The sequence below is a fragment of the Streptomyces sp. GQFP genome, assembly GCF_021545335.1.
Taxonomy (GTDB): Bacteria; Actinomycetota; Actinomycetes; order Streptomycetales; family Streptomycetaceae; genus Streptomyces.
Genome location: NZ_CP089312.1, coordinates 3,331,320 through 3,353,795, shown reverse-complemented (window position 1 = coordinate 3,353,795; position 22,476 = coordinate 3,331,320). Strand labels below are relative to the sequence as shown.

The 22,476-nt window shown below is 69.7% G+C and carries 15 protein-coding genes; 3 read left to right on the top strand and 12 right to left on the bottom strand.

Going from position 1 to position 22,476, the window contains the following annotated elements; genetic code table 11:
- Positions 1–27: 27 nt before the first annotated feature.
- Together LUX31_RS14610 and LUX31_RS14605 are read right to left on the bottom strand one after the other, a co-directional pair.
- Entirely contained in the window at positions 28–1,515 is a 1,488-nt protein-coding gene (locus LUX31_RS14610) for an AAA family ATPase (protein WP_235475225.1), read from the bottom strand.
- Positions 1,516–1,559: 44 nt separating this feature from the next.
- Positions 1,560–4,760 (bottom strand): tetratricopeptide repeat protein, encoded by a 3,201-nt coding sequence (locus LUX31_RS14605; RefSeq protein ID WP_235475224.1) that lies wholly within the window; start codon positions 4,758–4,760, stop codon positions 1,560–1,562.
- 202 nt (positions 4,761–4,962) lie between these two features.
- On the opposite strand from LUX31_RS14605, the gene LUX31_RS14600 reads away from it, so the two are divergent.
- A complete protein-coding gene (locus LUX31_RS14600) occupies positions 4,963–6,996 on the top strand; it encodes a thioredoxin domain-containing protein (RefSeq protein WP_235475223.1) in 2,034 nt (677 codons plus the stop codon).
- 224 nt (positions 6,997–7,220) lie between these two features.
- Here the strand turns inward: LUX31_RS14600 and LUX31_RS14595 are convergent, their stop codons facing one another.
- The 3 genes from LUX31_RS14595 to trhA all read right to left on the bottom strand — a co-directional run bounded on the left by LUX31_RS14595 (position 7,221) and on the right by trhA (position 10,227).
- Entirely contained in the window at positions 7,221–7,844 is a 624-nt protein-coding gene (locus tag LUX31_RS14595; protein ID WP_235475222.1) for a TetR/AcrR family transcriptional regulator, read from the bottom strand.
- A gap of 5 nt (positions 7,845–7,849) precedes the next feature.
- Positions 7,850–9,400 carry an MFS transporter gene (locus LUX31_RS14590; protein WP_235475221.1) on the bottom strand — a complete coding sequence of 517 codons (1,551 nt, stop codon included), beginning with the start codon at positions 9,398–9,400 and terminating at the stop codon, positions 7,850–7,852.
- A gap of 110 nt (positions 9,401–9,510) precedes the next feature.
- Complete coding sequence (gene trhA, locus LUX31_RS14585) at positions 9,511–10,227, bottom strand: PAQR family membrane homeostasis protein TrhA (protein WP_235475220.1); 717 nt, start codon at positions 10,225–10,227, stop codon at positions 9,511–9,513.
- A gap of 328 nt (positions 10,228–10,555) precedes the next feature.
- Here trhA and LUX31_RS14580 point away from each other — a divergent pair, with 328 nt between their 5' ends.
- Together LUX31_RS14580 and LUX31_RS14575 are read left to right on the top strand one after the other, a co-directional pair.
- On the top strand, positions 10,556–12,403 hold the full coding sequence (locus tag LUX31_RS14580; RefSeq protein ID WP_235475219.1) for a phosphoenolpyruvate carboxykinase (GTP): 1,848 nt from the start codon (positions 10,556–10,558) through the stop codon (positions 12,401–12,403).
- A gap of 212 nt (positions 12,404–12,615) precedes the next feature.
- Positions 12,616–14,664, top strand: coding sequence for a calcium-binding protein (locus tag LUX31_RS14575; RefSeq protein ID WP_235475218.1), 2,049 nt, complete (start codon positions 12,616–12,618; stop codon positions 14,662–14,664).
- 16 nt (positions 14,665–14,680) lie between these two features.
- Here the strand turns inward: LUX31_RS14575 and LUX31_RS14570 are convergent, their stop codons facing one another.
- The 7 genes from LUX31_RS14570 to LUX31_RS14540 form a co-directional block, all read right to left on the bottom strand.
- Positions 14,681–15,316 (bottom strand): hypothetical protein, encoded by a 636-nt coding sequence (locus tag LUX31_RS14570; protein WP_235475217.1) that lies wholly within the window; start codon positions 15,314–15,316, stop codon positions 14,681–14,683.
- Positions 15,303–16,853 carry a substrate-binding and vWA domain-containing protein gene (locus tag LUX31_RS14565; protein WP_235475216.1) on the bottom strand — a complete coding sequence of 517 codons (1,551 nt, stop codon included), beginning with the start codon at positions 16,851–16,853 and terminating at the stop codon, positions 15,303–15,305. Before LUX31_RS14565 ends, LUX31_RS14570 begins: the two co-directional genes overlap by 14 nt.
- Positions 16,850–17,971, bottom strand: a complete 1,122-nt coding sequence (locus LUX31_RS14560; RefSeq protein ID WP_235479917.1) for a toxic anion resistance protein — start codon at positions 17,969–17,971, stop codon at positions 16,850–16,852. Before LUX31_RS14560 ends, LUX31_RS14565 begins: the two co-directional genes overlap by 4 nt.
- 160 nt (positions 17,972–18,131) lie before the next feature.
- The gene (locus LUX31_RS14555; RefSeq protein WP_235475215.1) at positions 18,132–19,226 is read right to left on the bottom strand and encodes a substrate-binding domain-containing protein; all 1,095 of its coding nucleotides are present in this window, start codon (positions 19,224–19,226) and stop codon (positions 18,132–18,134) included.
- A gap of 363 nt (positions 19,227–19,589) precedes the next feature.
- Entirely contained in the window at positions 19,590–20,009 is a 420-nt protein-coding gene (locus tag LUX31_RS14550) for an SCO4983 family protein (protein ID WP_235475214.1), read from the bottom strand.
- A 93-nt stretch (positions 20,010–20,102) separates the two neighbouring features.
- Entirely contained in the window at positions 20,103–21,314 is a 1,212-nt protein-coding gene (locus LUX31_RS14545; protein ID WP_235475213.1) for a pyridoxal phosphate-dependent aminotransferase, read from the bottom strand.
- Between the two features lie 234 nt (positions 21,315–21,548).
- Positions 21,549–22,346, bottom strand: a complete 798-nt coding sequence (locus LUX31_RS14540) for a hypothetical protein (protein ID WP_235475212.1) — start codon at positions 22,344–22,346, stop codon at positions 21,549–21,551.
- Positions 22,347–22,476: the final 130 nt, after the last annotated feature.

Sequence of the window (22,476 nt, the reverse complement as noted above, 5' to 3'; positions counted from 1 at the left end):
GGAGCCCGCCCGCGCTGTGCCTCCCTCTCACCGGCAGTGGTCGGCCAGGGACAGCAGCAGATGGGCGGACTCCGGCCGCAGGTGGTCCGAGTGGGCGCCCGCGGGGCCGTGCCCGCGCACGAAGACATCGCTCGCGTCGACACTGACGAAGCGGTGGTCGAGGGCGGCCAGCGGATACGGCTCGTCCGGCGACAGCATGCGGATCGTGGAGACCGGGGCGGGCGCGGTGCCGATGCCCGCGTACCCGATGCCGGCCCGCTTCTCGGCGCGCAGATGCCAGAACCCGGTGGCCCGGTCGTGCTGCGAGTACGTCGCCACGACAGGGCCGCGCAGCGGGGCTCCGGCGAGTGCGGTGAACGTGTTCGCGAAGGCGTCACGGGGCGCCGCCATCTGCAGCAGCAGCATCGAGTCGACGGTGAACGGCCGGCCGGCCGGGCTCGGCGTGCTCCAGCCCAGAGTGAGCGGCTCCTCCCGCGCCGACCACTGGACGGCCTCGCACAGCAGCCGGCAACCGAAGGAGTGCCCGACCAGGTGCAGATACTGGCCGTCGCGGTTGGCGAGCACCGGTGGGGCGGCCGGGTCGGTGCGGTGGGTGTCCAGGTAGCCGAGGAGGCGGCCGATGACGCGGGCCGCCTCGCCCAGTTCGCCGGGCTCGTCGACCAGGCAGCGGGCCAGCCTTCTGTCCATCTGCTCCGAGATGCGACGACGGTCGCGGACGCTGTACCGGGCGACCTCCTCTCGTACCGTGGGTCGCAGCTCGTACCAGCCGGGGCGGGTCTGTTGCAGCAGTTGGTGTTCGTGCAGTCGCTCGATCGAGCGGCGTCTGTCCGAGGCGGTGCTCCTCGCGCCGTACAAGGGCATGTCCGGCGAGAGTTCGGTTCCCCGCCACGAGACGAGAGCGTCGAGCAGGGCGGTGTCGTACTCCGTCAACTGTGCGTGGCGCTCCGCGACCCACCGCTGTGGGGAGAACCCGTCGGGCGTGGCCACCTCATGGAGCACGATGTCCGGATCCTCGGCCCACGCCACATGGCTGGTCCTGGCCGTGACGATCAGGATGTGGCGCGTGCGCCTGAGCAGTTCGGCGGTCAGCCTCAGGAGGTTTTCTCCGGGTAGGGCGTCGAGCACGAACAGCGACGGTATGGCCTTGGGCCAGTTCTGGCTGGCGGCGTAGGCCAGAGGGGCCAGACGATGATGCCCGCCCCGAAGCGCGTCGGACAGTTCGCGGGGCGGAACCTCCCCCGCCCGCTGGAGCACCCGTAGCAGCAACTGCTCCGGTTCGGCGTCGTGGTAGCCCAGCGCGAGCCAGTGGAGGGGAATGTCGAGTGAGGCCGCCAGCTCGGTGGCCAGCCTGCGTGCCAGCGTCGACTTCCCCGCGCCCGGCGGGCCGTGGAGCACGAGGACGCGCCGTCGGCCCGGGGCCGACAGCTCCTCCAGGACAGACGTCAGCCGCAGCATCTCGGCATCCAGGTGCCGTGCCTCGGCATCCCGCGCCGTCCCCGGCAGCCACTCGCTCACCCGCGCCCCTCCCTCCGCCCGCCGGGCCCTGGATCCCGCACCCTTCAGGAAGCCGCCGCCACCGCCACGCCCATGATCTCCCGGGCATGCCTCCCCGGGATCATCCCCAACCGCCAAGCCTGCCACCCCGATTCGAGTCTCACACCGCGCTCCAGGAGAAGCTGGTAGGCGTCGGCGAAGTCGTCGAGTTTCTCGTCGCGGGACGGGTGGCGGGCGCGGATGAGCTGGGACAGTTCCTCCTGGGCGACCGCTGTGCCGATCTCGACGCCGCCGGGGGCCGCGTACGGCAGCAGGGTGCAGCGCAGGAAGCTGGCCCAGTCCTCGCCGCGTCGGTCGCCGTACGAGGTGAACAGGGCGATCGCCTCGTCGCACAGGGCCAGTGCCTGCTGGGTGCGGGCGTTGCCCGCGTCGACCACCGCCAGTTCCAGGCAGGTCCAGGCCTCGCCGTGGGCCACCCCGATGCGCTGGAAGTCGGCGCGGGCGTCCACCAGGAGCTGCCGGGCGAAGCCCGAGTTGCGCAGCGAGCCCGTCTGGACCGCCCGCTGGTCCCGGGTGACACGGGCCGAGTGGTGGCGGGCGCAGGCGAGGCCGTAGACGTCACGGATGCGGGAGAACATCGTGCGGGAACGTTCCAGCTCGCGGACGGCCAGATCCAGGTTGCCGGTCTCCTCCAGGGACTGGCCCAGGTAGTAGACCGACCAGGCCTCGCCGCGCGCGTCCTCGTTGTCCCGGTGGACCGAGGCCGCCTGCCGCAGCCCGTCCACCGCCGCCGACGCGTCCCCGGCGACCAGCCGGGCCCGCGCCAGCTGGGTCAGCGCCCAGGCCTCGCCACGGGAGTCGCGCGTACGGCCGTACAGATCGAGGGCGGTGCGCAGTTCGGTCTCGGCGCGCGGTACGTCGCCCATGCGCAGGCCCAGTTGGCCGAGCTGGAAGTGGGCCCACGCCTCGCCGTGGATCGACTCGCCCTCGCGGTGCAGGACCAGGGAGCGGGTCAGCAGGTCCCAGGCCTCGGCGAGGCGGGAGCGGTCGCGTTGGACGGCGGCGAGGGCGTGCATCGTCCAGGCGCGGTCGGTCGCCAGTTCGGGGGCCTGCTGGAGATCCAGGGCCTCCTGGAGCTTGGCCGCCGCCTCGACCAGGTTGCCCTGGTGGTGCAGCGTGATGCCGAGCGAGCACAGGGCCCGGGCGGCGCCCGCGTCGTGATGGGCCTCCATGTACAGCTCGACGACCGAGGTCAGGGTCGTGCGCGCCTTGTCCAGCTCGCCCAGCTGCCGGGCGGCGATGCCCGTACGCCACTGCACCGAGCGGACCAGCAGCCCCTCGTCGACGGACTCCGCCAGCTCGCTGATCTCGCCGAGCCGGTAGAGGTCGCCGCGCAGCAGGCAGTAGTCGCACAGGGCGCCGAGGAGATTGAGTACGGCGGCCTGGTTGACGCCCTCCGCGTGCCGGAGGGTCGCCGTGATGAAGCTCGACTCGTCGTCCAGCCAGCGCAGGGCCTCGTCGAGGGAGGTGAAGCCGTGCGGGCTGAAGCGGTCCGAGCGGGTCGACATGTTGCCGTCGACCAGCCGCAGCACCGAGTCGGCCAGTTCGCCGTAGTTCACGATGAGACGTTCCTGCGCGGCCGTGCGCTCGGCCGGCTGCTCCTCGTCCAGGAGACGGGCCTGCGCGAAGGCGCGGACCAGGTCGTGCAGCCGGTAACGGCTGCCCCGGACATGGTCGATCAGACCGGCGCGGGCGAGTGCGTCGAGCTGCCGGGTCGCCTCCGTCTGGTCGGTGCCGAGGAGGGACGCGGCCGCGGCGGTGCCGAGCGAGGCGCGTCCGGCCAGCGCCAGCCTGCGCAGCAGCCGCCGAGCCTGGTCCGACTGGTCGGTGTAGCGCAGCCACAGCACCCGCTCGACCGGCTCCACGGGCCCGTACGCGCCCAGGTCCGCCGCCAGTCGGCGCGCGCTGCGCGGGCCGAGCGCGGAGCCCGCGATGCGCAGCGCGAGCGGCAGCCCGCCGCACAACTCCCGTATGCGGGTGGCGGATTCGGCGTCGGGCGGCCCGGATTCTGTCTGCGCGGACGCGCTCAGCAGTTCGTCGCTGCCCGCCGCGTCCAGGGCCTCGACGGGCAGCTGATGGACCCAGAAGGGCAGGTCGGCCGGGAGGTCGAGGGGCTGTCGGGTGGTGGCGATGACAAGGCTGTCGGAGCGCTCCGGGATGAGGGTACGGACCTGCTCGGGGTCCTGGGCGTCGTCCAGGACGATGGTCACCGGGACCCTGGTGAGATGCTGGTGGTACAGCTCGCCCAGCCTTCTGACCTGCTGGTCCGGTGACGAACGCTCACGGAAGAGCAGCTGCTCGCGGGAGGCGCCGAGCCGGTTCAGCAGGTGCAGGAGGGCGTCGCGGGTGGGCAGCGGCGGCTCCTCCTGGCTGTCGCCGCGCAGATCCACCACGCACGCGCCCCGGAACTGGTCCCGCAGATCGTGCGCCGCGTGGATCGCCAGCGCGCTGCGGCCACTGCCGGACGCGCCGTGCAGGACGACCAGGGTCGGCCGGGTCTCCGTACTCGCCCGGGCCGCGTGCACCCACTGCCGGATCCGGGCCAGCTCCTGGCGCCGGCCCGCGAACGGCTCGTCCGGCTCCGGGAGTTGGGCGAACGACTGCTCGAGGACGCTACGGCTGCGGGCCGCCGCACTCTTGTCGGTGCCGCGCAGCTGCGGCCCTTTCTTCTTCGGCCCGGTGGACGCGCTGAGCACCCGCTGCTGGTCGAGGAACGGGCGGATACCGCGTACCTCCAGCGCCGTCAGCCAGGTCAGCCGCAGCTGCTCGGGACCGCCGGGCTGGCTCACGGCACCGGCGCGATGGTGGGCGGCGGGGAGGTGCGAGGCGGTCACCTTGAGGACGGTCGCTGCGGCGCCGACGACGCCGACGGTGAGCGCGGTGCCGGCGGCGGTGCCTGCGCCGGTGCCGAGCGCGAGGTCGGCGACGCCTGCGGCCAGGGCGGCAACAGCCGCCACCAGCAAGGGAGTTCCGGCTCCCTCGCGGGCGTAGCGCTGCCCGAACGTGAGCTGTCCGGCCTTCGCCTCGTCGAGCGCCCGCGTGTACGCCTCGTACTCCTCCGCGGACGACTGCGCCATGGCGTCCAGCGCGCCGCGCGCCCGCGTGAGCAGCACGCCCCCGTCGGTACGTCCGCCGGACCGGCGCACCTCTTCCTCCACGGCCCGGACCAACAGCCGCTCGGCTTCCGCCCGGTGGCTGTCCCGCATGGTGTGTCCCCCTCTGGCAATGACGGCTTCTGCTTGGTCAAGTGTCCTGCGTAGGGGGCATTCGGGCGAGGGGGCGTCGGGGGTGGGCCTACTCGTCGTTCGGGTGTCTGTTGTTTGGCGGGTGCGGGCCGGTGGGGGCTGGTCGCGCAGTTCCCCGCGCCCCTAAAAGCGGGGCGCGTTCTGCTGGGGCAGGATGGAGGCCATGCCGAACCGACTGGCCCATGAGACGTCCCCTTACCTCCTCCAGCACGCCGACAACCCCGTCGACTGGTGGCCGTGGTCGGCCGAGGCGTTCGAGGAGGCTCGGCGGAGTGGCAAACCGGTGCTGCTCAGCGTCGGGTACAGCAGTTGTCACTGGTGTCATGTGATGGCGCACGAGTCCTTCGAGGACCAGGCCACCGCCGACTATCTCAACGAGCACTTCGTCAGCGTCAAGGTCGACCGTGAGGAGCGGCCGGACGTTGACGCCGTCTACATGGAGGCCGTCCAGGCGGCGACCGGGCAGGGCGGCTGGCCCATGACCGTGTTCCTCACGCCCGAGGCCGAGCCCTTCTACTTCGGTACGTACTTCCCGCCCGCGCCCCGCAGTGGCATGCCCTCCTTCCGGCAGGTGCTGGAGGGGGTCCGGGCCGCCTGGACCGACCGGCGGGACGAGGTCGCCGAGGTCGCCGGGAAGATCACGCGGGACCTTGCCGGGCGGGAGATCGAGTACGGCGCCGCCGAGGCGCCCGGCGAGGAGGAGCAGGCGCGGGCGCTGCTCGGGCTCACCCGGGAGTACGACGCCCAGCGCGGCGGATTCGGTGGGGCGCCGAAGTTTCCGCCGTCCATGGTGCTGGAGTTCCTGCTGCGGCACGCGGCCCGTACGGGGGCCGAGGGGGCGTTGCAGATGGCCCAGGACACCTGTGAGCGCATGGCCCGGGGCGGGATCTACGACCAGCTCGGGGGTGGGTTCGCCCGGTACTCCGTGGACCGGGAGTGGGTTGTGCCCCACTTCGAGAAGATGCTCTATGATAATGCGCTTTTGTGTCGCGTGTATGCCCACCTCTGGCGCGCCACCGGCTCCGAGCTCGCCCGGCGCGTCGCCCTGGAGACCGCCGACTTCATGGTGCGTGAACTCCGTACCAATGAAGGGGGGTTCGCTTCCGCGCTCGACGCCGACAGTGATGACGGGAGCGGTAATCATGTCGAGGGTGCTTACTACGTCTGGACGCCGGCCCAGCTCGCCGAGGTGCTCGGGGCCGAGGACGCGGAGCTTGCCGCGCACTACTTCGGGGTGACGGAGGCCGGCACCTTCGAGGAGGGGGCCTCTGTTCTTCAACTTCCGCAGCATGAGGGTGTGTTCGACGCCGAGAAGGTCGACTCCATTCGGGTGCGGTTGCTCGATGCCCGTGCCGCGCGGCCTGCTCCCGGGCGGGACGACAAGGTGGTCGCCGCCTGGAACGGGCTCGCCATCGCCGCGCTTGCCGAGACCGGCGCGTACTTCGAGCGGCCCGACCTTGTCGACGCCGCGCTGGCCGCCGCCGATCTTCTCGTACGGGTTCATCTGGACGACCGGGCGCATCTCGCCCGTACCAGCAAGGACGGTCAAGTCGGGGCGAACGCCGGGGTGTTGGAGGACTACGCCGATGTCGCCGAGGGGTTCCTCGCGCTGGCCTCCGTGACGGGGGAGGGGGTGTGGCTGGAGTTCGCCGGGTTGCTGCTCGACCATGTGCTCGTGCGGTTCGTCGATGCCGAGTCAGGGTCCTTGTACGACACGGCGAGTGATGCCGAGCAGCTCATTCGGCGGCCTCAGGATCCGACCGACAACGCGGTGCCCTCCGGGTGGAGTGCTGCTGCGGGGGCGTTGCTCGCGTATGCCGCGCAGACCGGGGCCGAGCCTCATCGGGTCGCTGCCGAGCGGGCGTTGGGGGTGGTGAAGGCGCTTGGGCCGCGTGTGCCTCGGTTCATCGGGTGGGGGCTTGCTGTTGCCGAGGCGTTGCTCGACGGGCCTCGGGAGGTTGCGGTCGTCGGGCCGGACCTCGGTGATCCGGCCACAATCGCTCTGCACCGTACGGCGCTTCTCGCTACCGCTCCGGGGGCTGTTGTCGCTGTGGGGGTTGCGGACAGTGACGAGTTGCCGTTGTTGGCGGGGCGGCCGCTGGTTGGGGGTGCGCCGACGGCGTATGTGTGCCGGAACTTCACGTGTGATGCGCCGACGACTGATCCGGAGGGGTTGCGGGTGGCGCTGGGTGGCTGAAACGGGCGGTGCCTGTAGCGGGCTTTTTTCGCCCCCGCCGCCCCTACCCGTCCCATCCCTGGGGGCTGCGCCCCCAGACCCCCCTTTGTCCTCAAACGCCGGACGGGCTGGTTTGTCAGCCCGTCCGGCGTTTGAGGACAAGGCCCGTTCAGGGCCGTGGTGGGGGTTCGGGGGCGGCAGCCCCCGAGGATGGGAACGGGTAGGGGCGGCGGGGGCGAAGAATGTCAGTCCCCCGGCAGGCCATGCTCCAGGACGTTCAGAGCCCGGTTCGCCAACTCGCCCAAGTCGTCCTCGTAGTTGTTCTCCGCCCAGTAGATGCTGACCTCCGCCAGGCCGCCGATCAGGGACATCGCGTAGACGCGGACCTCCAGGTCGGTGGAGTCGCGGCCGGTGCGTTCGGCGATGACGCGGCAGAGGAGGCGGCCCGTTACGGACATGCTCTCGATCATGCGGGAGCGGACCGCCGGTACCTGCAGCATCAGTCTGCTGCGCAGGCGGGTGATCTCGGGCTCCTCGGCCCTGGCGGCGCCGATGGCCTTCGTCAGGACGTACCGCACGGAGTCGATCCAGGTTTCGTCGGCCGGACGGGTACGCAGCTCCTCCTCCATCATGGCGTCGTACTCGTCGGTGAGCACGATGTCCTCCTTGGTGGGGAAGTAGCGGAAGACCGTCGACTGCGACACCTCGGCGCGCTCGGCGATCTGCTCGATCGTCGTGGCGTCGTACCCCTGGTCCTTGATCAGTTCGTACGTCGCGGACCGGATCGCCATCCGGGTCTTGATCTTCTTCCGTTCACGGAGGCCCAGCTGGGGGCGGTCGGTGAGGGAAGAGGTACGTGCGGCCGTCATACGCGTCATTGTCGGCCATCGGGCCGGTCGGCTGCCATGTCCGGGGTGTTCGGGAGAAACGCTCCTGCCAGCAGGGCCGCCGCCAGCGCCGCCACTCCGCTCACCAGCAGGACCACGCCCATGCCATGGACGTACGCACTGTTCGCCGACTCCAACAGATGCGCCGAGCCTGTCCTCTCCGCCATCAGGTGTGCCGCCACCACCGAATCCCCGGCCGTCTCCGCCGCGCCCGCCGGCAGGCCCGTGACGTCCAGGCGGTCGCGGAACGTGCCCGCCAGCAGGCTGCCCAGCAGCGCGATGCCGATCGCGCCGCCCACCTGCCGCAGCGTCATCAGGAGCCCGGAGCCGCTGCCCGCGCGGTCGGCGGGCAGGGCCGCCAGGGCGCCGTCCATCGCCGGGACCACGGCGAAGCCGAAGCCGAAGCCGGCGATGGTGAGCCACAGGGCCGTGTAGCCGTAGCTCGCGTCGACCGTCGTACGGCTGCCCAGGATCGCCGAGAAGGCCAGGATCACCAGGCCGGCGGTGACCGTCGCCCGTGAGCCGAACCTGGCCCCCAGCGGCTGTGCCGTCCGCGCGGCCACCATCAGGCCGCCCATCAGCGGCAGCAGCCGTACGCCCGTGCCCAGCGCGTCGCTGCCCAGGACCGCCTGGAGATACGGCGGCAGGACGAACATCAGCCCGGACAGGACGAACATCACCAGCGTCGCCGCGACCGTGTTCAGCAGGAAGCCCCGCTGGGAGAGCAGCGTCATGTCGAGCATGGGGCGGGTGGCGCGGCGTTCCCGGAGGACCAGGGCGGTGAGGAGTACGGCCGCCGCTGCGAACAGGGTCAGGACCAACGCGTCCGTCCAGCCCCGGGTCGGGGCCTCGATGATCGCGTAGATCAGCGCGCCCAGGCCCGTCGCCGTCAGGGCTGTGGACACCACGTCCACCTTGGGGGAGGCCGGGTCGCTGGTCTCCGGGAGCAGGAACACACAGGCCGCGATGCCGATCGCGACCATCGGGACGTTGATCAGGAAGACCGAGCCCCACCAGAAGTGGTTCAGGAGCCAGCCGCCGATGATCGGGCCCAGCGGCATACCGAGCGCGGAGGCCGCCGAGATGACGCCGACCGCCTTGGTGCGCTCGTGGGGCGGGAAGAGGGAGGGGAGCACCGAGAGGGCCAGCGGCATGACCAGGGCCGCTCCTACGCCCATCAGTGCTCGGGCCGCGACCACCCAGTTCACGTCGGCCGCCAGTGCGCCTAACAGTGAACCGGCCAGGAAGACGCCGAGGCCGGCGATCAGCATCCGGCGTCGTCCGAAGCGGTCGCCCAGCAGGCCCGCCGGGAGCATCAGGGCCGCGAACACGACGATGTACGCGTCCGCCATCCACTGCTGCTCGCCCGTGGTCGCGCCGAGCTGCGCGGCCATCGTCGGCAGCGCCACGTTCAGGATCGTCATGTCGAAGCCGAGGACGAGCATGCTCGCGACCAGGGCGCCCAGGGCCCACCAGCGGCGGGGGTCCAGGGGTGGGGTGTCGGCCGTACCTGCGTCTGTGTTGGTGACAGTAGCCATGAAATGAGAGTAGCTCTCAAAAGGTGGCGAGTGTCAAACTTCTTGCATTGTCCGGGCATGAAAAATGGCCGCGGCTCGGAAGCCGCGGCCAGCAGGAGGAGACGAGGGGACTAGTGCTGGTACGCCACCAGCGAGATCCCCACGTAGTGCGTCACGAACGCCGCGAGGGTCAGGGAGTGGAACACCTCGTGGAAGCCGAACCAGCGCGGTGACGGGTTGGGGCGCTTGATGCCGTAGATCACGCCGCCCGCGCTGTAGAGGATCCCGCCGACGATGACCAGCACCAGGACGGCGATGCCGCCCGCCCGCATGAAGTCCGGCAGGAAGAAGACCGCCGCCCAGCCCATCGCGATGTAGCAGGGGGTGTAGAGCCAGCGCGGGGCGCCGACCCAGAACACGCGGAAGGCGATGCCTGCCCCGGCGGCCCCCCAGATGCCCCACAGGAGCCACTGGCCCTTGCTCTCCGGGAGCAGCAGCATCGTGAGCGGCGTGTAGGTGCCCGCGATGATCAGGAAGATGTTCGCGTGGTCGAGCCTGCGCAGGACGCCGTCCATGCGCGGGCTCCAGGTGCCGCGGTGGTAGAGCGCGCTCACGCCGAACAGCAGGCAGGCGGTGAGGGTGAAGATCCCGCAGGCGATGCGCGCCCTGCTCGTACCCGCGAGCGCGGTGAGTACCAGCCCGGAGATGAGTACGGCCGGAAACATGCCGAGATGCAGCCAGCCGCGCAGCTTGGGCTTGATCTCATCGGAATGTGGCAGCGAGAGCGCCATGGGGCCACGGCCGACAGCCGGTGAGTCCAGAGGCGCGTCGGGGACGGACGCAGTCATGACGGGCATCGTACCTACGTAACCGTAAGTTACGCGTCAGTGCGGCGTGGGGAGGGGCTGGAAGTGGCCATCCTCTCACGTGGTTTGGGAATTCCGGCACTGCAGGTGAATGCGTGGTGACCCGGAGGAAACTCTAGAGGGAGTAAAGGGTGAGTGGCAATGGTCACGTCGCTCAGGTGTGGGGCCCTCTGGACAGATGGGCGCTCCAGTCGGATGATCAAATGAGTGCGGTCGGCACCGGATGAGCGCCAGAGATCAATTCCGTGAAGCATCCGGGTCGCGGCCCCCAAGGGGCAGTCAACAAAAAACCCTCATTCAAGGAGCAATCGTGGCGCGCGACATCGCGGCTCCCGTTCTCTCTGACCCGTCCCTCTCCGGCACCGTCCCGACCAACCACAAGCAACTGGTCTCGTGGGTGAACGAGATCGCAGAACTGACGCAACCGGACAGCGTGGTCTGGTGTGACGGATCCGAGGCCGAGTACGAGCGACTGTGCGAGGAGCTCGTCCAAAAAGGCACCTTCACGAAACTGGACCCGATCAAGCGCCCCAACTCCTACTACGCGGCCTCCGACCCGACCGATGTCGCCCGTGTCGAGGACCGCACCTTCATCTGCTCCGAGAAGGAGGAGGACGCGGGTCCGACGAACCACTGGAAGGACCCCGCCGAGATGCGGGACATCTTCGCGGGGGACAAGGGCGTCTTCCGCGGCTCCATGAAGGGCCGGACGATGTACGTCGTCCCGTTCTGCATGGGCCCGCTCGGCTCGGACCTCTCCGCGATCGGCGTCGAGATCACCGACTCGGCATACGTCGCCGTCTCCATGCGCACGATGACGCGCATGGGGCAGCCGGTCCTCGACGAACTCGGTACCGACGGTTTCTTCGTGCGTGCCGTGCACACGCTCGGGGCGCCGCTGGCCGAGGGCGAGGCCGACGTGCCGTGGCCGTGCAACTCCACGAAGTACATCTCGCACTTCCCGGAATCCCGCGAGATCTGGTCGTACGGCTCCGGGTACGGCGGCAACGCGCTGCTCGGCAAGAAGTGCTACGCCCTGCGCATCGCGTCCGTCATGGCACGCGACGAGGGCTGGCTCGCCGAGCACATGCTCATCCTGAAGCTGACCCCGCCGCAGGGCGAGTCCAAGTACGTCGCCGCCGCCTTCCCGTCTGCCTGCGGCAAGACGAACCTCGCGATGCTGGAGCCCACGACTCGCGGCTGGACCGTCGAGACGATCGGCGACGACATCGCCTGGATGCGCTTCGGCGAGGACGGCCGGCTGTACGCCATCAACCCCGAGGCCGGTTTCTTCGGCGTCGCGCCCGGCACCGGTGAGCACACCAACGCCAACGCGATGAAGACCCTGTGGGGCAACTCCGTCTTCACCAACGTCGCCCTCACCGACGACGGCGACATCTGGTGGGAGGGCATGACGGAGGAGACTCCGGCCCATCTGACGGACTGGAAGGGCAATGAGTGGACGCCGGAGTCCGGAGTCCCGGCCGCCCACCCCAACGCCCGCTTCACCACCCCCGCCGCCCAGTGCCCGATCATCGCGCCCGAGTGGGAGGACCCCAAGGGTGTGCCGATCTCGGCGATCCTGTTCGGCGGACGGCGCGCCACCGCCGTACCCCTCGTCACGGAGTCCTTCGACTGGAACCACGGTGTCTTCCTGGGCGCCAACGTGGCCTCCGAGAAGACGGCCGCCGCCGAGGGCAAGGTCGGCGAGCTGCGCCGGGACCCCTTCGCCATGCTGCCGTTCTGTGGCTACAACATGGGCGACTACATGGCCCACTGGATCGACGTGGCGAAGGACAAGGACCAGTCCAAGCTGCCGAAGATCTACTACGTCAACTGGTTCCGGAAGAACGACGAGGGCAAGTTCGTCTGGCCCGGCTTCGGTGAGAACAGCCGCGTCCTGAAGTGGATCGTGGACCGGCTGGACGGCAGGGCCGAGGGCGTCGAGACGCCGATCGGTGTGCTGCCGGCCAAGGGCGCGCTCGACACGGACGGTCTCGAACTCTCCGAGGCCGACCTCGACTTCCTGCTCACGGTCGACAAGGACGTGTGGCGCGAGGAGGCCGCCCTGGTCCCCGAGCACCTCAACACGTTCGGCGAGCACACCCCGAAGGAACTGTGGGACGAGTACCGGGCGCTGGTGCAGCGTCTGGGCTGACGCCCACAGCCCGCAGAACTCCGCGGCCGGTCGGACTTGCCCTGACCTGCGACGTCGTCACGGCCGGCCGCGGTGACCTCCATCCCCACGGGTCTCGTTGGTCGTACATTCGCATCGTCGATCACCCGTGGTGATGGTTTTTCGGCGGCCAGAGAGCGCAATGCGGCCCTCGGGCGGGTGGAACGCCGTGTGTTCGGCGCATAGCTGCCGACATGCTCACATCTCATGTACGACCGGCCTGGCGCCGGTCCCGGGAAGGGCGCCGCAGATCATGGGCGGCCCGGACCGGCGTCGTGGCGACCGTCGGACTGGCGCTCGTCCTCGTTCTGCCCGGCACAGCGATCGCCGCCCCCGGCGACCTCGACCCCACCTTCAGCAGCGACGGCAAGGTGCTCACCGACTTCGCCGACGGCGACCAGGCCCGCGATGTGGCGGTGCAGCCCGACGGGAAGATCGTCTCCGTCGGCGCCTCCACCGACGAATCGCTGCTGGAGAGCCGCTTCGCGCTGACCCGCCACAACGCCGACGGCACCCTGGACACCGGCTTCGGCGGTGCCGACGGCGACGAGCCCGGCACGGTGACGACCGCCGTCAACAACATGGGCCCGAGCCTCCAGTGGAGCGAGGCCAACGCCGTGGCGCTGCAGGCCGACGGCAAGATCGTCGTGGTGGGCATGAGCTGGCGGGAGTACGAGGACTGCTGCTGGTTCGTGGTCGCCCGCTACAACGCCGACGGCACCCTGGACAACACCTTCAGCGACGACGGCAGGGTCTTCGCCGACATCGCCGGCCCGACCGAGGCCCGCGACGTGGAGATCGACTCCAGCGGCAGGATCGTCGCGGCCGGCTACACCGGCGGCCACATGGCGGTGCTCCGCCTCACGAGCGACGGCACTCCGGACACCACGTTCGGCGGCGACGGCACGGTGACCGCTAATCCGGCGGGGCCGGTCCTCCAGGAGGGCGGTGACGGCCGTGCCCTGGCGTTGCAGCCCGACGGGAAGATCGTCGTCGGGGGCCAGGTCGGTTCGACCCGTTTCGACTTCGCCCTGATGCGCTTCAACACCGACGGCAGCGTGGACACGGGCTTCGACGGCGACGGCATCGTCCGCACCGACTTCGGCGACTACGAGTCCGTGGAGTCGCTGGCGCTCCAGCCCGACGGCCGCATCATCGCCGCCGGAGGCGACACGCTGGCCCGCTACAACACCAACGGCAGCCTCGACCCCACCTTCAGCGGCGACGGCCGGGCCTTCCTCACCGGTGCCTGGGCCGGCGACATGGCGCTGCAGCCCGACGGACGGATCGTCCTGGTCGGCGGCAACGGACCCGGCGGCGACCTGGCGGCCGTACGGCTGACCACCAACGGCAGTCCCGACCCCGGCTTCGGCACCGGCGGCCTGGTCACCACCGACTTCGGCGGCAGCGACGCGGCCCGAGGCGTGGCGCTCCAGCCCGACGGCAGGATCGTCGCCGCGGGTTGGGGCGGACCTGACGTGGACTTCGCGCTGGCCCGCTACGAGGGAGGCGGCGCCGTCGAACCGCCCAGCGCGGACCTCTCCGTGACCAACACCAACTCCGGGCCGGCCACCGTCGCCCTGGGCGACCGGGCCACCTACACCGTGCGGGTCACCAACGCCGCCGTCTCCACCGCGTCCGCCACCGGCGTCACGCTGACCGACACGGTCTCCGGAACCGGCGCGACCCTCGTGTCGGCCACGACCACCCAGGGCAGCTGCACCACCACGGCCACCAGCGCCAACTGCTCCCTGAACACCCTCGCCCCGGGCACGACCGCCACGGTCACCGTCGTCGTCGAACCCCGGCTCACCGGCACCCTCACGAACACCGCCACGGCCACCTCGACCCCGAGCGACCCGGCCCCCGGCAACAACACCGCCGTGGCGACCACCGCCGTGAACAACTCCCGGGGCTGCACGATCACCGGCACCAGCGCCTCCGAGACCCTCAACGGGACCGGCGGCAACGACGTGATCTGCGGTCTCGGCGGCAACGACATCATCCGCCCCGGGTTCGGCAACGACACCGTCCACGGCAACTTCGGCAACGACAACATCGACGGCGCGTCCGGTGCCGACACCCTGAACGGCGGCCCGGGCAACGACACCCTGACCGGCAACATCGGCAACGACCGCCTCGACACCCGCGACGGCGTCGGCGGCAACGACACCGCCAACGGCGGCACCGGCTTCGACACCTGCACCACCGACCCGGGCGACACCCGCATCAGCTGCCCCTGACGACCGATCGCGTACGTCAGTCGCCCAGCCCGCCGCTGCGGGGCCCCCGGCCCTCCAGGTAGCGGGTGTGCGACTCCTGGCGGCGGGCCTCGATCTCCCTGAGGCCCGCCGCCAGCGCCTCGGCCTCGTCCCGCAACAGCCCGAGCTGCCGCTCCAGATGCCGTTCCGGCGGCTCCTGACCCGGCGCGAGACGCGTCCACCACCGTGTCCGTACGAAGCTGTCGACGGCCTCGGGCAGGTCCTGCCGCACGATCCGCGACAGGGCGTGCACGCCCTCCGGGTCCTGCGCCAGTACGTCCGTCACCCACCCGGGCTCCAGCAACGCACCGACCAGCCCGGACAGTTCGGTCACCTGGCCGGCCGCCGCGGGCGGCAGCTCGACCTGGCCCAGATAGGCGCCCAGCCGCTCGAAGTCCCCGCGCAGCTCGTCGAGTTGGGCCGTGAGCTGCGCCGACGGGTCCGGGAAGTCCGGCAGCGGCTGATGCTCCGGCGGGGCGATCAGCGCGCCCGCGCCGTACAGTCCCGCGACGACGACCGGCCAGTAGGGCCCCGCCACACCCGTGAATGTCAGGACCAGCCCCACCAGCCCGCACACACTCCCGGCGATGTTCTTCCGGGACTCCAGAAACCCCACGAATCTACTGGTAGCCACGGATCTCCTTGAAGGCGCCGTCGAGCGAGCCCTTCTGGGCGTCGAAGAGACGGCCGCCGGTCAGCTCGGCGATGTGCGTCAGCTCGGCGCGGTCGGAGTCGCCGAAGAGGATGGGGAAGACGGGGATCTCCCGCTGCCTGGAGGAGAGTTGGCGGTAGAAGTCGTCGAAGTCGTCGGCCTTCGCGCCCGCCGTGTTCTCGCCGTCCGTCATCAGCACGATCGAGGTGAACATGTCGCGGTCGGCGCTGAGTTGCTCGTACGCCTTCTCCAGCGAGGTGAAGATCGCGGTGTCGCCCTCCGCTTCGAGGGCGTCGCTGTCCCGGCGGATCGCGTCGAGCCCGGTCTGCGGATCGGTGGGGTTCACGACATGCGTCGACACGCTCTTCACGTCCGACCCGAACGGCATCAGCGTGACCTCCTCGCGGTGCCGGAAGTCGCCGACGAGCCCGTTCAGCGCCTCCTTCAGCCCGGCCAGACGGTCGCCGTCCATCGAGCCCGAGGTGTCGAGGACGTACACGGTCCGCGAGGGACGGCGCAGCTTGTTCTCGTACGCGTCGAGCAGACCGTCGGCCACCGATCGGCTGCCGGGGAAGGGGAGTTCGCGGCGGCGGGAGGTGTCGAGGCCGGTCGCGGGCGGTACGGAGGCGACGACCGGACGGCGGTGGGTCGTGCTCGTGATCTGGCGCTGGGTCGCCGGGGTGCGCAGGGCCTCCGTCAGCCGGCGGACGTCCTCGCGGGTCGCCGCGTCGGTCGACGCGAGGGAGGTGATCGGGTAGTCGGCGGTGACGACTCCGTCGCGCGGGCGGATCACCGTCAGCTCCGGGATGCCCTTGAGGACGGACTCGTAGTTGAGCAGGGCGTCCACGGTGCCGCGCCGGTCGTATGCGGCGGCCAGCCAGCCCGACGAACTGCCCGTCAGCTTCTGCCCCTTGAAGAACTCCTTCAGGCGCGGCGACGCCTTCTGCACATCCGCGTCGGTGAGCGCGGACTGCGCTCCGGACAGCCCCGAGGCCACCGAAACCAGCGTGGAGAAGCCGGAGTTGGAGCGCGCCGGGTCGGTCATGCCGTACGTCAGCTTGCCGTCCCGTACCGCCTGCTCCACCTGGGACCAGGTGACTTGCTCCGGCTGCCAGCCCAACTCCTTGACGGTGGCGGGCTTTACGCCGATGGCGACCGGGCTCGACATGATCGGCGTCTCGGACACGACCTTCTTCGCCGCGTCGGGACGCAGCCGCAGATAGTCGTTGGAGGACAGCCACAGGGCGTCGTACCGCCCGTCCGTCTTCCCGTTCGCCAGCATGTCGATGGCGTCGAGGGTGCCCATGTAGGTGGGCCGGACCTTGATGCCGGTGTCCTTCTCGACCTTGTCGAGGACGGGCGTCATGTCGGACAGCTCGCTGGAGGCGAGGACGCGGAGGGTGCCGGGTTCGGGGGAGCCGTTGTCGAAGAGCTCCTCGGGCTCCTGCTGTGCCGTGCAGGCCGTCAGGAGGGCGGTGGCGGCGAGTGCGACGGCGGCCAGTCGGCGTCTGATGCTCATATCTGGCCCCCGTCGAGCGCGCTCTGCGCGCGGCTGCGGTCCAAGTAGGCGCTGGCGTGCTGGAGTTCGGAGGTCAGCGACTCCACGGTCGCCGCCATCGCCTCCGTCGCCTGGACCTTGTAGGTGTCGATGGTGTCGAGGGTGCGGTAGATCTGCTGGAAGGCCGTTCGGAGGGTCTCCGCCCCCACGGCCGGGTCGGCGGCGATCCGCTGGATCTCGCCGCTCTGCGTGGCGAGCATCTCGGCGTTGCCCCGGATGAGGTCCTCGGTCGTGCCGCGCAACGCGTTGACCTGCTCGATGACCTTCTTCTGGTTGTCGAGGGCGGACGCCAGCATCACGGAGATGCGCAGCGCGGACACGGTCGTGGTGGCCGCGCGGTCGACCCCCTTGATCAGCTCGTCGTTGTTGCGGCGTACGACGTCCATGGCCAGGTAGCCCTGCGCGCACACCGCGAGCTGGGTCAGCAGGTCCTGGTGCTTCTGCCGGACCGGGAAGAGGACGTCGGCGCGGAGGTGGTCGGCGGCCGTCGGATCGGTCAACTCCAGGCTGCCGATGTGCTGTTCGACGGCGGAGTCCAGGGCTTCGGTCAGGACGACGTACTCCTGGAGCTTGCCCATGGTCTCCCAGAGGCGGACGCGTTCGGTCTGGAGGGCCGCGCTGTCTCTGCGCAGCTCGTCCTGTCCGCCGCGCAGCGAGCCCACGATCTTGTTCAAGGTCGCCTGCGAGGAGGCGTACTTGGCGACGTGGTCGCGCAGTTTGTTGCCCCCGGGCAGCCTGGACAGCAGCTTGCGCCCCTTGCCGGCGGGCAGGTCACGCGGGTCCAAGTCCTCGACCACGCGCCGGAGTTCGACGAGCGAGCCCGCGACCAGCGACTGGGCGTCCCCGCCCTTGCCGGGCAGGCTGCGCACGGCCCGTTCCAGCATGCGATTGGACTGCGCGGCGGCGGTTCGCATCTCACCAGCACCCAGGCCGGTGATCTCCCCCACCCGGCCCGCGAACTCGGGCGAGCGGGCGTCGAGGGAGGCGAGCTGTCCGACGTACTCGGCGGCCTTGCGGGCCATGTCCGTACGGACACTGTCGTCGACGGGGACGAGCCCGCCGGCCTTCTCGCGCGGCACGGCCGCGACGGGCTCGGGCGCGGTGAGGGTGAAGACGTCGTCGCCGCTGAGGCTGGTGTTCTGACTGCTGTTCTGATTCGGAGCGTAGACCGGATTCTGGCCCGGATTCTGGTTCGGATCCTGGTTCGACTTCTGGTAGTTCACGTGCGATTCCCCCTGGTTACGACTGGCTCCGGGCCCGGCGCGCCATCTCGCGCAGCACCGCGGAGGTGGGCACGGGCGCCTGCCGGACGCCGGTCAGCTTCTGGTTGAGGTAGGCGGCGTCGGCCGCGGTGGCCGCGACGAACTCGGCGGCGTCGCCCTGCGGCCGGAACCCGTGCCGGACGGCGAGCTTGCGCAACACCGGGTCGTCGCTGAGGAGTTCACCGAGCGCACGGCCCTCCTCGGTCAGCGGTACGACGCTGTGGTCGCTGTTGGCCGTGGTGTCGGGGTAGAGGACGGTGAGGTCACCGGCGCTCTGCTGACCGCTGTTGTCGCCGAGCAGGGAGGCGACCTGTGACTCGTACACCAGCACCAGCGGATTGCCGGCGCCGCTCACGAAGTCCCGGAACGCCGCGTCGGAGCTGGGCTGTTGGGCGCCCTGGACGCTGATCAGCTTGTGCATGAGGGGTGCGGTGCGGTTCACGTCGGCGCTGCTCGACACGACCCGGCCGCCGTTCGCCACGTAGCTGGTCGCGGCGAGGTAGAGGGCACCGGAGCTGGAACTCTCCGGGTCGGTGGAGGCGATGTAGAGGGTGCCGGTCAACTCCCCGTATTTCTCAGCCCCCTTGAGCTGCTGCCAGGTGCGGTCGTCGCCCGCTGCCTTGACGTAGGCGGCCATCTTGAGGGTGCCGCGATGCTGCCCCTGGTCGAGCGTGGCGAGTCCGTTGGCGGCCAGCACCTCGGCGGCGTTGCGGTGGGCCACGACGACGAGCGGCGAGTAGAAGGGCCTCGGGAGGGGCTGGCGTGCCTTGTACTTGGCGGCCAGTTCGTCGGCGGGGGCCTGGCTTGACGGGAACGCGAAGTCGTAGTCCTTGAGGTCGAGACCCTCCATGGCCCACGACCCGGAGGTCTCCGTCCGCACGGTGTAGCCCTTGGCGGCAAGGGCCTTCACCACGTCGGGATCGGCGAAGAACTCGGCCTTCTCCGACCCGATAACTCCGTGCACGGTCTTCGTTGCCGTGCCTTGGTCCCCGTTGTCCCGGCCCGCCACGACAGCTGCCACCACGCCGCCGATCAGCAGGACCGCGAGGACAATCCCTGCGATTCGTCTCACGCCGGGAGCGTGCTCCCGGAATCCAACGTTCCCTGATTAAAAGGATGAACGGCGAGTGAAGCACCGGTCCCGGAACGCAACGGATTCCAGCCAACGCGGGGGACTGCACCCCCCTGAGGGACTGCACCCCCCTGAGGGGCGGTAGCCCCTAAGGGGCGCGGGGAACTGCGCGACCAGCCACAGACAACCCGCAGCCGCACACAACAGAAGCCCCCACGGCGCACCGCACCGCACCGCAACTAACGGCACTTCACAACCCGGCGCAACAAGAACCCCCGCTCAAGCCAACGCAGTGCGTGGCACCCGGTCCGCACGTCGCTGGGAGCGCGCGGACCGGGGCCGTAGGGGGAGCCCCGGAGGGGGCTAGCGGGACGCGAGCGCGCGAGGCCCGCTGGCCTCCGCGTGGGCGTCCATACGTTCGGCGGCGAGGATCGCGGCGGCCGTGTCGGCCCGCGAGGCCGCGACGACCAGGGCTCGCCCGGCGAGGGCGTGGGCCCGCCGGTGCAGCGCGGTGACTTCGGGCGCGGCGCTGCGGGGCGCCGATGCGCGAGCGGGCGTACGCCCACGCCGCAACCTGCTCACCTCGGCGGTGAGCCGCTCCGCAGCCGTGTCCAGGTCGGCGGAGGGCGCGACGGCGCGCAGCTCATCGGTCGCGGTGAGGAGCGCGGCGAGGTGACCGGCCAGCTGAATGTCCAGCTCTTCCTCGCGCGACCGGTGGGGAAAGTCCGGGGCGGCGCCGGCCAGCGTGCTGTGGACCGACGGGGTGCGGATCGGTTCGTACATGGGGAGATGGCCTCCTGTGCGCTGACAGGAAACCATCCTAGCTTAGATTCTGTCTAAAGTTGACCCCGGTCGCGGAGGGTGAGCCCCCGACTACTACGGCTGGCTGTAGCCGTCCAGGAACGTGCCGATACGGGTCACCGCGTCGCGCAGATCGCTGACCGTGGGCAGCGTCACGACGCGGAAGTGATCCTGCTCGGGCCAGTTGAAGCCCGTACCGTGCACGACCATGATCTTCTCGCGGCGGAGCAGGTCCAGGACCATCCGCCGGTCGTCCTTGATCTTGAAGACGTTCGGGTCGAGGCGAGGGAAGAGATAGAGCGCGCCCTTGGGTCGTACACACGTCACGCCCGGAATCTGGGTGAGCAGCTCGTACGCGACGTCCATCTGTTCCTTGAGCCGCCCGCCCGGCAGCACCAGGTCGTTGATCGTCTGGCGCCCGCTGAGCGCGGCGACGACACCGTGCTGGCCCGGCATGTTCGCGCACAGGCGCATGTTCGCCAGGATCGTCAGGCCCTCGATGTAGGAGTCGGCGTGCGCGCGGGGGCCGGAGATCGACATCCAGCCGACCCGGTAACCGGCGACGCGGTACGCCTTCGACATGCCGTTGAAGGTGAGCGTGAGGAGATCGGGGGCGATCTTCGCGGTCGAGGTGTGCGTGGTGCCGTCGTACAGGATCTTGTCGTAGATCTCGTCCGAGCAGACGAGGAGGTTGTGGCGCCGGGCGATGTCGGTCAAGCCCCGGAGCATCGCATCGTCGTACACCGCGCCCGTCGGGTTGTTCGGGTTGATGATGACGATCGCCTTGGTGCGGTCGGTGACCTTGCGCTCGATGTCCGCGAGGTCCGGCATCCAGTCGGCCTGCTCGTCGCAGCGGTAGTGGACCGCCGTACCGCCGGAGAGGGAGACCGCCGCCGTCCACAGGGGGTAGTCGGGGGCCGGGACGAGCACCTCGTCGCCGTCGTCGAGCAGGGCCTGCATCGCCATCACGATCAGCTCGGAGACGCCGTTGCCGACGAAGACGTGCTCGACGTCCGTCTCGATGCCGAGGGTCTGGTTGTGCATGACGACCGCCCGGCGCGCGGCCAGCAGTCCCTTCGCGTCGCCGTAGCCGTGGGCCGACGACACGTTGCGGAGGATGTCCTCCAGGATCTCGGGCGGAGCCTCGAAGCCGAAGGCGGCCGGGTTGCCGGTGTTCAGCTTGAGAATGCGATGCCCTGCCGCCTCCAGCCGCATCGCCTCTTCGAGAACCGGGCCCCGGATCTCGTAACAGACGTTGGCTAGCTTGGTCGACTGGATCAGCTGCATGGCGGTGAGTTTACGGGGCCGTAATGCGTGGGGCTTCGTGTTATCCGCCACGTGGGACGGGGGCGGGGCGCGGAGGGGACGTGGGTGTGGCGGGTGGGTGGCTTGCTGCCGGGGTGACTCAGGACCTGGAGATCGTCGCCTTCGCATCCGCCGGGGCCCCCGAGGTGGAACCGCAGCGGGATCCCGTACCGGGTCCAGGAGGCCGAGACCCGTGCCCGCCGGATCCTCAGACCTTCATCTGCGGTCAGCGTGGACTTGAGCACCAGGGAGCCGCTTATGCTCTACTCCAACGCGCTCGAAGAGTCGGTTCATCCAAGAAATCCCTTGGACCGACACCCCTTCTTGGATGGCCATTCCGTTTATGTAGAATCCTTCATCCCAGGAAACCCCAAGTGTAATGCCAGGATTCTTTCTGTGGAGGGCAACCAGTTGCGGTGCTCCGCCGCTGCGCCTGTCTTTTCTCTCCTTTAGTGCGTCGCAGAAGGAACTGAATTGGGCTCGACTGGTGCCGCCGGAGTCGGATTCAGCCCACTTGGCCGACGCGCTCTTCAGGTGGCCTTCCCCGCTGCCGAGAAAAGTCAAGTGTGAGCTGCTGGTAGGTATTTCAATTCGTTCAGATTCTACTGTGCCGGATTTGGCATCAAGTTTGAGTATCTGGAAGCCGAATTCGCAGCGGACGCCTTCGCCCACTCGTGTCGCATGAACGATTGAAAGATCGTACCGTTCCTTTGGGGGGAAGCTGGACCAGACGTGCTCGATAATGCTGCGCAGGTATTCTTGGCGAGTGGTCACGCTGTTGTTTTCCCTGGCCTCCTCCAGGCTGAGTATTTCAATGACGGTGGGGAGGAACAGTGCAGGGAAGAATACGTATCCTACGTAGCCGAAAATGTCTGGGGACTCGTGGCAGGCGAAAGTTTTCCTTGCACTGTCCCAGGAATGAGTATTGCCCCAGGAGATTCTGCTGTCTGTGGCAATGTACAAAGATGCGGGACCTCTCGAGTCCACGCCCACCCACGCAGCCAGGCTGGTCACCCAGTAACCTCCATGACTTGACAACGCCAGTCTTCTGCCCGACCCTCTTCTTGCAACTCCGGGAGCCTCCACCACATGGGGGCGGCGAGGTGCCCACGGTGGCATACGCCAAATTTTTGGCAGATGCCTT

Bases quoted from the DNA above. Each gene is read 5' to 3' on its own strand.
- LUX31_RS14605 (WP_235475224.1), bottom strand. From the start codon at position 4,760: ATGCGGGACAGCCACCGGGCGGAAGCCGAGCGGCTGTTGGTCCGGGCC.
- LUX31_RS14600 (WP_235475223.1), top strand. From the start codon at position 4,963: ATGCCGAACCGACTGGCCCATGAGACGTCCCCTTACCTCCTCCAGCAC.
- LUX31_RS14595 (WP_235475222.1), bottom strand. From the start codon at position 7,844: ATGACGGCCGCACGTACCTCTTCCCTCACCGACCGCCCCCAGCTGGGC.
- LUX31_RS14590 (WP_235475221.1), bottom strand. From the start codon at position 9,400: ATGGCTACTGTCACCAACACAGACGCAGGTACGGCCGACACCCCACCC.
- trhA (WP_235475220.1), bottom strand. From the start codon at position 10,227: ATGACTGCGTCCGTCCCCGACGCGCCTCTGGACTCACCGGCTGTCGGC.
- LUX31_RS14575 (WP_235475218.1), top strand. From the start codon at position 12,616: ATGCTCACATCTCATGTACGACCGGCCTGGCGCCGGTCCCGGGAAGGG.
- LUX31_RS14565 (WP_235475216.1), bottom strand. From the start codon at position 16,853: ATGAGCATCAGACGCCGACTGGCCGCCGTCGCACTCGCCGCCACCGCC.
- LUX31_RS14550 (WP_235475214.1), bottom strand. From the start codon at position 20,009: ATGTACGAACCGATCCGCACCCCGTCGGTCCACAGCACGCTGGCCGGC.
- LUX31_RS14545 (WP_235475213.1), bottom strand. From the start codon at position 21,314: ATGCAGCTGATCCAGTCGACCAAGCTAGCCAACGTCTGTTACGAGATC.